Origin of the sequence: Succinivibrio dextrinosolvens, assembly GCF_900116345.1 — a bacterium.
Lineage (GTDB): Bacteria > Pseudomonadota > Gammaproteobacteria > Enterobacterales > Succinivibrionaceae > Succinivibrio > Succinivibrio dextrinosolvens_B.
Map to the genome: position 1 here is coordinate 14,955 of NZ_FPAH01000016.1, position 12,253 is coordinate 27,207.

Consider the following 12,253-nt stretch of genomic DNA (forward strand, 5'->3'; position numbering starts at 1 on the left):
TTGTTTTTTATACTCAGCAATGTAAGAATTCGATCGTGTATTCCATGATCACACTATTTTAGAGTTTCATATTTAAAGACAACAGACAAACAGGAGCATTATCCATGAGACACTCTTTTTCTAAATTAGCACTGGCAGCATGTATTGCTGTGGCACCTTTTTTCAGCGCAAATGCAGCATATGATTTAGATAAGCCAGTTAACCTGACTTTTGCTGCTCAGGAAGTAGGAACTGCTGCATACACCTACGCAACAGCTATTCAGTCAGTAATGCTAAAGGAATTACCAAAGGGCTCAAATATTACTATTACTACCACTTCTCCTGGTGCAGTGGGTGCTCCTCTAATTGTTAATAACGCTGCTAAGTGTGACGTCGTAATGTCAAACTCTGCTCCTTCAAAGTGGTCAAAGGAAGACGGCATTCTTGGAAAGAAGCCAACTCCTAACATTGCTGCAATTGCAGGTGGATTAGGCCACGACTTTATTAACGTTATGTTTACCAAGAAGTTTGTTGACAAGACTGGCATTAAGACAGTTGAAGAGCTGGTAGCTAAGAAACATCCTGTAAAGATTGTTATCAAGAAGAACGGTACCTTAGGTGAACTTTCAGCTGAGAAGTTATTCGAGGCTTTAGGTGTAAAGCTTGAGGACGTAAAGGCATGGGGCGGTGTTGTTGAGAAGACAGGCGGTGACGCAATCAAGTCTGGTCTGCAGGATGATATCTATGATATGACCATCGACCACATTGGTGCGGGGCAGTCAAACACCACAGAGCTTTGCATGACTCACGATATGGTTGATGTTCAGTTAGCAGATTCAACTTTAGATAAGCTTGTTGAGATGGGCTATAACTACGTAACTGTTGAACCAAATACCTGGAAGGGCCAGACTGAGCAGATCAAGACCGTTGGTTCTCAGCAGCTGGTTCTGGTTTCATCAACCATGGATGATGCTGTTGCATATCACTTGGCAAAGGCAGTATGTGAGAATGCTGATGCTTTAGGTGATCAGGTTGCATCTATGAAGTACTTCGATCCAAAGGTTGCTGGTTCAAAGGCTGTTACAGGTGTTGACGTACACCCAGGTGCAAAGGCTTATTACGAAGAGAAAGGTTTTAAGACTGAATAAAACCAATACATGACAACTTATAAAGAGGGGGAGCTCTCCCCCTCACTTTTTTAAAGTTATCGAGGCTATCATGTCAGAGGAAGTAAAAAAAATAAACATTAGAAAGGCTGCAATTATAGTTGTTACCGCAGCTTTCTTCTGTTTCCAGATTTATCTGGCCCTATTCAAGCAGTTAACACCAATGCTGCAGAGCCCACTGCATCTAGTGTTCGCTCTTACTGTAATCTATCTTTATATGCCAGTGGATTACACCTATCGCAAGAAAACAAAACTCAAGGCAGAGTTGAGCGGAACAACTGCCGATGAGAAAACCCTAAGCAAATACTCTTTCCTGAATATTCTGGATATTGTGTCATTTGCTGCAATCGGTTACCTTCTGTACTATGTTGTAACAAATTTCGAAAGATTACGTGACTTTACCCCATTCATTGATGATGTCGAGCTTATTGATAAGCAGATTATGGTAATCACTATTATTCTGCTGTTAGAGGCTGTAAGACGTTCATTAGGTCTTATTCTGTTCTTCTTCATATTGGCTTTCATCGCTTTTGCATGGCTGTCTCCATATTTACCGGGGGTGTTTTATACTAAGTCAGTCGGCTTTGAACAGATGCTGGATCAGTTCACTACCGGTATGACCATGGGCGAGGCCGGTGTATTCGGTACTCCTTTATATACATCTGCATCCGCACTGTTCTATTTCATTGTATTCGGTGTTTTCTTCAGTACCTGCGGTGGTGGTCAGCTTCTGATTGATATCGGTATGAAGTTCTCAAACGGTTCTGCTGGAGGTCCAGCAAAAGCAGCTGTTCTTTCATCTGGTATGATGGGTATGGTTTCAGGTTCAGCTGTAGCAAACGTATCTACAACCGGCGTTATGACCATTCCTATGATGAAGAGAATTGGTTATGCTCCTCAGGAAGCAGGCGCAATTGAAGCTGTTGCTTCAACCGGTGGTCAGATTATGCCTCCTATCATGGGTGTGGGTGCATTCATTATGGCTGAGATGCTAGGTGTAAGCTACTTTAGCGTAGCCTGTGCCGCAATCATCCCTGCTTTTGCTTACTATTTCGGTGTTTTCGTACTGGTAACCTACATCGCAAAGAAGCGTTCTGTAAGATCAAGTGCAGCTGACGCCAAGATTGTTATTGAGCAACCAATTCTTCCTCGTCTTTATCTATTAACTCCTGTTATCCTTCTTGTTGTATGGATTATTTCAGGTTCATCTCTGATGCGTGCCGGTATGGTGGGTATCATTTCCGTTCTGATCTGTAATGTTATCAGCTACTTTGTAAACGACAGAAAGAACTTTGCTGACTTAAAGTCCTTATGGAACTGCTGTCTGCGTGGCGCAAAACAGTCTGCTGAGATAGCAATCCCAACTGCGGCCTGCGGTATTATCATCAACGTTGTAACCGGTCAGACTTCACTTGCAACCAATTTATCATCTCTAATTGGTTCTTTAGGTACAAACTATCTATTCCTTGCTCTGTTAGTTGCAATGGTAGGATGTATGCTGTTAGGTATGGCTCTTCCAACTGTTGCTGCATATCTGGTTGGTGTTATCCTGTTCGTTCCAATTATTCGTGCTTTAGGAGTTGATGCTCTGTGCGCTAATATGTTCGTGTTCTACTACGGCATTATGGCTCAGATAACTCCTCCTGTATGTGTTGCCTCCTATACCGCAGCAGGTATTGCCGGTGCTGATGCCATGAAGACTGGTATCAATGGTATGCTGTTCGCTCTTGTTGGCTTCATGGTTCCATTCGTATTTGTATACAATCCAGCAATCCTCCTGGAAGGTACAATTATCGAAATTGCTATCGGCGCTGTTCAGCTGCTGGTGGGTACCTTCTTCCTGGCTCTGACTGTTGCTGGTTACTACAAGACTACAATGCCTGCATGGTTAAGAGTTCTGTCCTTTATTGTGGCACTTGGTTTCATTAGCCCTGATATGACTACTACAATTGCAGCAGTTGCCTTAGGAGCATTTGTTCTTGTAATGAATCGTCATCAGGCAGGTCATTCAGTTAGCGCAAAGGTGATGGCATGATTATAGATAGAACTGAAAATCTAATGAAGTATCAGAGTATGCTTCCAAATTTAAAGGCTGGTTTAGATGCTCTGAATGCTTTAACAGACAAAAAGGTTGGACGTTATGAGTTCAATGGCGGGTTCTTTATGATTCAGCAGGGGAATACTTCCCCTGCGGATTCTGGAGAGTTTGAAGCTCACCGCAAGTACATTGATGTTCAGATTATCCTGTCCGGCTCAGAGATTGTTGTCTGGGAAGACATTTCCCGCCTGACTCAGAGTGTTCCTTACTCTGAGGAGAAAGAGCGCGAAATGTTTAAGGGCCCTGTTGCTCATACCTTCAAGATTGAAGCTGGTATGTTATGGGTTGCCTTCCCTCAGGATGCCCACAAAGCCTGTAAGCATCTTGATGCTCAGAATGACTATTTAAAAGTAGTAATGAAACTGCCTGTAATGTGAGAATAAAATGAATTATAAGAAATTACCCACACTAACTAATGATGGCACCATGTACGAGAATGAGGACATGAATACCGTTGAGGCTCTGCTTCCTCCGGGCCCATACCGTACAGCTCATTCTCCTGCTATTCTGGAGCTGCCTAATAAGGATTTATTATGCTGCTGGTTTGCAGGATCCTTTGAAGGAAGTCCTGACGTAAGTATTGTCTGTGCTTCTTTAAAGCATGGCGATACCAAGTGGTCAGAGCCGGTTCAGGTTTCATCTGATCCTGAACGCAGTGAACAGAATCCATCATTGTTCTTTGGACCTGATAATGCTGTGTGGTGTATGTACACTGCTCAGAAAGCCAGAACTGAGGGTAAGGATAACATGCAGTATACTTCTCAGGTTCGCTGCCAGAAATCAACTGATGGCGGTAAGACCTGGAGCAAGTATGAGACCATGTTTGCCCGTGAGGGAACATTCTGCCGTCAGCCTATTCAGGTTTTAAAGAACGGTCGCTGGATCTTCTCAAACTGGCTGTGTACTGATTCTCCTGATGGTCTGTCAGGTGATCCAACTGCTTTCCAGATTTCTGATGACAAGGGAAAGACCTGGCGTCAGGTTGATATGCCACAAAGTTCCGGTCGTGTTCATGCCAATGTTGTTGAACTAGAGGATTCTCATCTGGTTGCTTTTATGCGCAGCAGAGAAGCAGACTTTATCTACAGAAGTGAATCTCTGGATAACGGAGATACCTGGAGTGCTCCTGTTCCAACTCCACTTCCAAACAACAACTCAAGTATCAGCGCTATCAAGCTTAAGAGTGGACGTATCGCAATTGCCTACAATCCAACCTGCACACCTAATCCTCAAAAGGGTAAAGCTGCATGGCCAGGGTTACGCTGTCCTGTGGCAATCGCTCTGTCAGAGGATGGCGGTAAGACCTTCCCACTGATTAGAAATATTGAATTAGGTCAGGGCTATGTTGGTGAAGAGAACCGTACTAATAACAAGCAGTATGAGTATCCATACTTAATGCAGTCTTCAGACGGTATGCTGCATCTTGCTTATGCATATCACGACAGACAGGGCGTCAAGTATGTAACTCTAAGCGAAGAAAGTGTTACTGGTAAGAAAAGAGAGAAGGTTGGTCTTTACAACCCTACCTCTGCTAAAGTTTCTTAATTTCCTCGATCTTTGTAGTTATTTATTTCTGGAGGACTTAGTTCCTCCTTTTTTTTCTCAAAATTCTGAGCAATAACGTATCAGAGCAGAAAAACTTACTCATTATTCTGTAAAATATATAGAATATAAGGAGTTTTCTGATATGCATAGCCCAAACAATTTCCCTAATCTAAAGCCATTTGTTAAATGGGTTGGAGGGAAAACTACCAGCATTCCAAGTCTTCTGGAGTATATTCCTGAACATATCTCAACATACGTTGAGCCATTTGTTGGTTCAGGCGCTGTGCTTATGTCTCTGAATTTTGATAAGGCTATTATCAATGATTTAAATTCAGAGCTTATCAATGCTTATAATGTCATCAAATCCAATCTTGGAGAGCTTGAGTTTTATCTCTCCACACTAATCTATGACAGAAAGCTTTATGATGAAATCAGAGCCTGGGATAGATCTCCTGATTTTGATAAAAGAACAGATGTAGAAAGAGCATCCCGTTTTATTTTTCTTATGAAAACCTGCTATAACGGCCTGTATCGAGTTTCAAAGAAAAACTTCTTTAATACACCATTTGGCAATTACAAGAATCCAACCATATGTGATACTCAGACCCTGGAGGCCTGTTCTTCATTCTTTAATCAGAAGGATATCCGTATTCTTTGTCAGGACTATCAGACTTTACTTGAGATTATTCCTAAGGATGCCTTTGTCTATTTAGATCCTCCTTATTTTCCTGTATCAAAGACAGCTAATTTCACACAGTATCAGTCTGGAAACTTTAAGCAGGACGAGCATCAGAGATTGTATGAGTTCTGTCTGGAGTTACACAGAAGAGGAATAAAATTCCTGCAGTCTAACTCAGATGTTCCTCATATAAGAGAACTGTACCGTGATTTTAATATCAATACGGTTGCAGTAAGTCGCAGAATCAATTCAAATACTTCAAAGAGAAATGCTGTAAACGAACTTATCATTACCAACTATGACAAGGATTCATTTGAGCTTGTAAAAATAGGGTAGTTTAATTTAAAAATATAAAACTACTATAAATCAAAGAGAATGAAGAGACAAAATACATGTGAGGCTTAACAGTGTAAATGGCTCTAACAGTTGCTATTGCCTTAGATTAACCAATCTAGGAGATTCTATGAAAATCCTAAATGTTATCGTGGTTGTAGCCTTGTTACTGTTATATTCCAGCGCAGTGTACTAGAGCTAGACCACTAAGAGGGGCGGGGATAAATCTCCGCCCTTCGTCTTTATTATAGATCCCAAAACATCTGATTAGTATTTTATTTATTCATAGAATTTATCTATTTCTCAAACAGTTAATCAGAATTATTCAGTATAAAAAAATCTCTTTGAGTCATATAAGTTGAAGGACATAACTGACTTCAATCCAAACTAATCCTTATGAGCTTTTCAATGCCTGCTCTTCTGACTAGTCTGGATTTGCCTGAAGATTTGGCTTTGCAGGAATGTTTGGATCGATGTAGGTATTTGTGGTGCCGACGTTCAGGCTTTCAGAAGCTACTTCATTGGCTTCCTCCAGAGCTTCAGTCTGCTCCTCACTTAATACCTCGATCTGCTGTTTATCAATCTTGTTTTCCGGAACTCTTGCCTCAGGAATGTAATATTCATACTCTGCCTGCTCAACTCTCTTTCTGATCATCTTTGCAGTATCAGTAGTCTTCTTGGCGATAGGCTCGAATTTAGCAATACGGGCTTTCTCGTTCATGATCTTGGCATTATCAGTAATGAATTTGAGCGGAGAAGTCAGTTTCTTTGGCTTATTTGACATTTCCTTTGGAAGAGCTGATTTGCCTATAGATTCTGGTTTACCCAGGAACTTAGGCTGACTCTTTAAAAGATAAACATCAAAGGCACATTTGATTCTGGCAAAGAACTCTCTTATGGACACCTTTGAGAAGATGCCGTAATTTGGACTTAACGCATTGAATCCTACTGCATTCAGCTCATAATTGTCTGCGATAAACAGAGCGCGTTCGTTCTGAAAATCCTGAGAGATGATGGTTACATTCTTAAGCAGGAAGACTTTTCTTGCTCTGATTACTGAATCCAGAGTAGATATACCCGCAAAATCGGCCACAATTCTATCTGATGGAACGCCTGCCTTAATAAGGGCTCTGATCATCTGTCTTGGCTCGTTATAGGAGTGATGCAGATTGTCTCCTGAAGCCAGAATATAATCAATCTTGCCTGACTTGAACAGCTGGGCTGCAGCAATGATTCTGTAAGTAAAGTAATCATTAGGCTGGCCGTTTGAATTAAGTGAAGAGGTTCCAAGCAACAGACCAACTTTGTTATGAGGGATTTTGTCTATACTTTCATAGGTCTTAAAAGCATAGCTTGAAATTCTGAAACAGCCTAAAACCAAGAAGAGAATTCCTATGACTACAGCCAACAGGCCGATGTAGCCTACAGCCTTTAAAAAGCTAGACATATCAGAGGAAAACCTCATTTCAGACTGATCTTGATATGACATATTCTTCCTAGATTACATGTTTAACACAAGGTAGTGCACTGATCTTCTCGTATAAAAGTTTCAGGTTTTCTGCCTTATTTACTTTTACAGGTATTGTGTAGGAAACATAGTTCCCTTTTGAACTTTTGCGAGGTTCATCTGTAATTTTCTGCATAATTCCAGCCTCTACCTCATTTATGGCTTTCTCTACCTCACCAAGTGAATTCACAATTGATGCATCAACAATCACTCTGAATCCAACTACACATGGAAATTCCATGAGTTTTTCTAATTTATTATATGAATCAGTCATAAACTTTGATGTTCTATCCATTTTCATGGATAGAACCTATCTCCTGTGAAGGTATAAATTATGCCTCTTCTACAACTTCTTCGTCTGATGAGAAGAACAGGCAGATCTTATCCCAGATTCTTCCGAAGAATCCGCATTCCTCAATAGTATCTACAGATACCAGAGGTACGGTTGAGATGATGTTGTCATCGATCTTAACCTCAATTACACCAAGCTCATCACCTTTGTTGATTGGAGCAGTGAAGACACTCTTCTTTAATCTGTAGCCAAGCTTGATATCCCCCTGACGTCCACGTGGGATCATTAAATTCAGATCATTCTGGATTGCAAGACGAACCTGATTGGTCTGACCCATACGTACATTTCTTGTCAGAAGCACCTTGTTAGCTGAAACAGGGGTGTATCTCTGGAAGTAACGGAAGCCATAGGTTAAAAGGGCCTTGTTGTAATCAGCACGTAGTTTTTCTGACTTGGCGCCGATAACAGAAGCAACCAGTCTCATGCCGTCATTGGTGGCTGAGGTAACAAGGTTATAACCAACCTGTGAGAGGTGTCCGGTCTTGATACCGTCAACGTTCATTGACTTATCCCATAGCAGACGGTTTCTGTTCATCTGCTTGATGCCGTTGAATGTGAAATCCTTCTGGCTGTACAGAGGGTACTCATCAGGAAGATCTCTGATGGTAGCGCGACCTAACAGAGCCATATCATAAGCTGAGGAATAGTTCAGCTCATCATACAGACCGTGAACATTTGAGAAATGAGTATCCTTAAGACCTAGTTGTGCTGCATAGTTGTTCATTACAGAAACGAAACCTTCCTGGGTTCCTGCAAGATGAATTGCCATAGCAACACAGGCGTCATTACCTGACTGAATAATGATACCCTTAACCAGATCACCTACTTTAATGGTTTTACCCACTTCAATAAACATCTTTGATGAATCAGAGTATTTCTTGGCCCAGGCATCCTCAGTGATGGTAACATCATCATCCATGTGAAGTCTGCCGGCCTTAAGCTCCATACCTATAACATAGGCGGTCATCATCTTGGTCAGTGAAGCTGGCCAGATCTTTTCGTGAGAGTTGTGTTCACAGATAACTCTGCCTGAGCTGTAATCCATTAAAACCCAAGACTGGGCATCAAATACTGGAGGCTCTGGAATTACAACAGGAGCAGGTGCAACTCCATTAGCTGGAACAGCTGAAGGATTGGATGCATCTGCATTAGCCTTCATCTGTGCGAACGGATCTGGAATGTTTTCCTGCGCTGAGGCACTTAAACCAGTAACAAGAGCAGTAACTAATAATGTGGTTTTAATTACCTTATTTAATGACATTTTATTTTCCTAGTTTTTCTTTTTTAAAAACTCTTTACAAAACAATCAGTATAACCTTTCTGCTTTAAAGAGGCGGCTGCATTTCTTGCAGAGCCTTCACTTAATGGGCCTACCAGCACCTTGTTGATGTTGCCTTCCTTACGGATCACGATAGGATAGGAGATTTTAGTCTGAACATTGTTCTTAATCTCATTTGCCATCAGATCAGAATTACATGCAACCAGCTGAACATACCAGCCTGGAACTGTATTAGATACAGAGCTTGCTGTATTAGATGTTATTCTCTGATTATTAGTATTTATGTAGCCTGTATTAGCACTTCCTGCAGATCTTGAGGTTGCAGCTCCAATATGCTGATAGGACGAAGTTTTCTTGTTGACAACCTGTGCATACTGCTGCTGTTTTACTCCTGCAGGTTTTCCTACAGCATTGGTGTAGGTACCGTTTGAGCTTACATTGATAAGCTCGATTTTAACCTTTGAGGTTCCGGTTCCAACCATATCAATGGCACGGGCTGAACCTTCTGATAAATCAAGAATTCTGTCTCCGACAAATGGTCCTCTGTCATTTACTCTTACGATAACCTTTTTACCGTTGCGAAGATTTGTAACCTTAAGATATGAAGGTAATGGCAGATTTTTGTGTGCTGCGGTGAATCCCTTCTGGTCATAAATTTCACCGTTGGAAGTCTTCTGTCCGTGGAAGCCTGGACCGTACCATGAGGCAATACCCTCTTCAACATATGAAGTGGTTCCATTCCAGACCATGTAGTTTTTACCCAAGACTCTATAATCTTTGTTACAACCTCCGGTCCTCTGGTACTCGTATCTAGGTACTGCGCCTCCTACACCGTTGATATTGACGGTTTCAGTCTGAGGCATAGGTTTTGTCTTGTTTGGACCTGTTCCGTATCTGTATGAACCTGAGAATGATGGAGAACCACCTGATGATGAACACCCCTGAAGAACAAGTGCCGCTGAAACTGTAATAATGGTAGCTATAAATTTTATGTTTTTCATTAAAAAGAATCTCTCCATTCTCATCGGCAAAATCAGACCTTCAAGCACAATATTTTAATAACTACTGATTACACTTAAAAGCCTTTTATTTCATTATTTATTGTTTTTGACTGTCAGTGCGGATTGACAGTTTGTCTGTGATTAAGGCTTCTTACTTCTGTGTACTACTTTCTGCCCCTGCTGCTGTTTAACCTTGTTTACTCCCATAGCAATGAACTCAGACAGTTCATATACTGCACGGGCATACAGTTGAGAGGTGTTGTATCTCATAATTGAATGGAAATTCTCAAGTCCAACTGCATAGCCTTTCTGACCGTTCTCAAGATCATAGGCAAACAGTCTTATTTTCTGGTTGGGACTCAGATTAACCTTGGTGGTTGCACCTGACTTGTAGAGTTCATCAACAGTAAGATTCCACTGCTTGTCCATAAGAGCCTTAGGATCGGCATTGTTGATGTGACAAGGATAGTAGATCCCTCTACCGGTCTGCCAGCCGTGCCCCTTGAAATAATTTGCTACAGATCCAATGGCATCTACTCTGTTGGTAAACAGATTTACATAGCCGTCTCCATCATAGTCTACAGCATAATCAAGATAGGCTGAAGGCATAAACTGTCCCATGCCCATTGCTCCTGCATATGAGCCCTTGATGTCGTTATAGTTCCATTCCTCTCTTGAAGCCAGAGCGACAAATCTAGCAAATTCTTTTGAGAAGTAGGCTTCTCTCTTTGGATAGTTAAAGCCGAGAGTATAAAGGGCATCGAGAACTCTCCAACTGCCCATGTTCTTTCCAAAGAAGGTTTCTACTCCGATAATCGCACAGATAATCTCATATGGAACACCAAAATCCTTCTGTGCTTTAAGCAGTGTCTTCTCATTCTCAAAGTAGAATTTAACCGCAGCTTCAATTCTTGAGGTGGTGATAAAGATCTTTCGGTACTGCCACCATGGCTTACCCTCTGATGGTCGGGTTATTGCATCAATGATCTTCTGCTGATATACAGCTTGGGAGACAGCATCTTTTAGTGTCTGAACATCAATGCCAGCATACTGTGCCAGTTCATTATAGTTAGGGGCTGCCTGTACGTATGAATTTGCAAAAAAGGATAATCCCAATGCTAAGGCGAGTTTACTGATTGTTTTTTTCATTCTTTTCTATATGTCTGCACAATGTGTGCAGCCTCCTTACTTATTATCCTTCTTAAAGAAACTTACTTTTTTATGAGTATGAATCGACATCATGATTCCAAAGCAGATCATGAGGGTAATCATTGCTGTTCCTCCATAACTGATAAGAGGCAGAGGAACACCTACCACCGGCAGAATTCCTGAAACCATGCCGATATTTACAAAGATGTAGAACATGAAAGTGAAGGTGAAACTTCCACACAGGATCCTTTCAAAGTTATGACGGGCATTCAAGGTGATGACAACACATCTTCCGATTATAAAACAGTAAAGTGATATCAGAATGAGGAAGCCTACAAGTCCGGTTTCCTCTGAGAGTACTGCAAATATAAAATCAGTATGAGGTTCAGGTAAGAAGTCCAGCTGTGACTGACTTCCCTGCAACCAGCCTTTTCCATATAGACCACCTGAGCCAATGGCAATTTTTGACTGAATAATATGGTATCCGGCACCTAGAGGATCTGAGGATGGATCCAATAGTGTAAATACACGCTGTTTCTGATAGTCATGAAGTACGAAATTCCAGATTACAGGCAGTGCCGCCGCACCTGCAATTGCTCCTGTAATCAGCCACCACCATGAAAGACCAGCAATAAAGATACAGATAAATCCTGCAACGGATACCAGAGCTGCGGTTCCTAAGTCAGGCTGCATCAGGATCAGAACGGTTGGAATACCCACAATAACGAAGGAACAGATGGTATGCAGCAGTTTTGGGGGAAGCGCCGTTTTAGCGAGGAAAGCTGCCACAGACAGAGGCATAACAACCTTGAAGAATTCTGATGGCTGAATTCTTACAATACCAAGATTAAGCCATCTCTGAGCTCCCTTTGAAATATCACCGAAAAGCTCAACTAATATCAACAGAATAACGCCTATGATGTACAGATATGTTGAAGCCTTGGCAAAATACTTTGGCGGGATCTGTGCTACAGCAATCATGAGTACGAAAGCTGCGCCTGTTCTTGTGATCTGTCTAATCAGCATATCTGCCTGCTGACCTGAGGCGGAATAAAGCACAAACAGACTGAAACATAGCGCTAAGAACAAACCGAACATTAAAGGTAGATCAATGTGGTGTCTGGTAAAGAAATTCTTACCAATGCTGTTGCTGTTAACCTGACTT

The 12,253-nt window shown here is 41.6% G+C and carries 11 protein-coding genes; 5 read left to right on the plus strand and 6 right to left on the minus strand.

The window, feature by feature from the left end:
• Positions 1-104 precede the first annotated feature (104 nt).
• The 5 genes from BM308_RS06665 (at position 105) to BM308_RS06685 (ending at position 5,803) form a co-directional block, all read left to right on the plus strand.
• A complete protein-coding gene (locus tag BM308_RS06665; RefSeq protein WP_074943932.1) occupies positions 105-1,127 on the plus strand; it encodes a TAXI family TRAP transporter solute-binding subunit in 1,023 nt (340 codons plus the stop codon).
• A gap of 70 nt (positions 1,128-1,197) precedes the next feature.
• Complete coding sequence (locus BM308_RS06670; RefSeq protein WP_074943934.1) at positions 1,198-3,180, plus strand: TRAP transporter permease; 1,983 nt, start codon at positions 1,198-1,200, stop codon at positions 3,178-3,180.
• Entirely contained in the window at positions 3,177-3,620 is a 444-nt protein-coding gene (locus BM308_RS06675) for a NanQ anomerase/TabA/YiaL family protein (RefSeq protein ID WP_074943936.1), read from the plus strand. The genes BM308_RS06670 and BM308_RS06675 overlap by 4 nt, the downstream gene beginning before the upstream one ends.
• Positions 3,621-3,627: 7 nt before the next feature.
• A complete protein-coding gene (locus tag BM308_RS06680; protein WP_074943937.1) occupies positions 3,628-4,788 on the plus strand; it encodes a sialidase family protein in 1,161 nt (386 codons plus the stop codon).
• A 142-nt stretch (positions 4,789-4,930) separates the two neighbouring features.
• Entirely contained in the window at positions 4,931-5,803 is an 873-nt protein-coding gene (locus BM308_RS06685; RefSeq protein ID WP_074943939.1) for a DNA adenine methylase, read from the plus strand.
• A gap of 421 nt (positions 5,804-6,224) precedes the next feature.
• Here BM308_RS06685 and BM308_RS06690 read toward each other — a convergent pair whose 3' ends face one another.
• The 6 genes from BM308_RS06690 to rodA all read right to left on the minus strand — a co-directional run bounded on the left by BM308_RS06690 (position 6,225) and on the right by rodA (position 12,186).
• Positions 6,225-7,247: a SanA/YdcF family protein gene (locus BM308_RS06690; RefSeq protein ID WP_306705633.1), complete on the minus strand. Its 1,023-nt coding sequence runs from the start codon at positions 7,245-7,247 to the stop codon at positions 6,225-6,227.
• Positions 7,248-7,296: 49 nt separating this feature from the next.
• On the minus strand, positions 7,297-7,608 hold the full coding sequence (locus tag BM308_RS06695) for a DUF493 domain-containing protein (RefSeq protein ID WP_074943942.1): 312 nt from the start codon (positions 7,606-7,608) through the stop codon (positions 7,297-7,299).
• 31 nt (positions 7,609-7,639) lie between these two features.
• Positions 7,640-8,920: a serine hydrolase gene (locus BM308_RS06700; RefSeq protein ID WP_074943944.1), complete on the minus strand. Its 1,281-nt coding sequence runs from the start codon at positions 8,918-8,920 to the stop codon at positions 7,640-7,642.
• 23 nt (positions 8,921-8,943) lie between these two features.
• Complete coding sequence (locus BM308_RS06705; RefSeq protein WP_074943945.1) at positions 8,944-9,939, minus strand: septal ring lytic transglycosylase RlpA family protein; 996 nt, start codon at positions 9,937-9,939, stop codon at positions 8,944-8,946.
• Between the two features lie 141 nt (positions 9,940-10,080).
• Entirely contained in the window at positions 10,081-11,088 is a 1,008-nt protein-coding gene (gene mltB / locus BM308_RS06710; RefSeq protein ID WP_074943947.1) for a lytic murein transglycosylase B, read from the minus strand.
• Positions 11,089-11,124: 36 nt separating this feature from the next.
• A complete protein-coding gene (gene rodA / locus BM308_RS06715; RefSeq protein ID WP_373604443.1) occupies positions 11,125-12,186 on the minus strand; it encodes a rod shape-determining protein RodA in 1,062 nt (353 codons plus the stop codon).
• Positions 12,187-12,253: the final 67 nt, after the last annotated feature.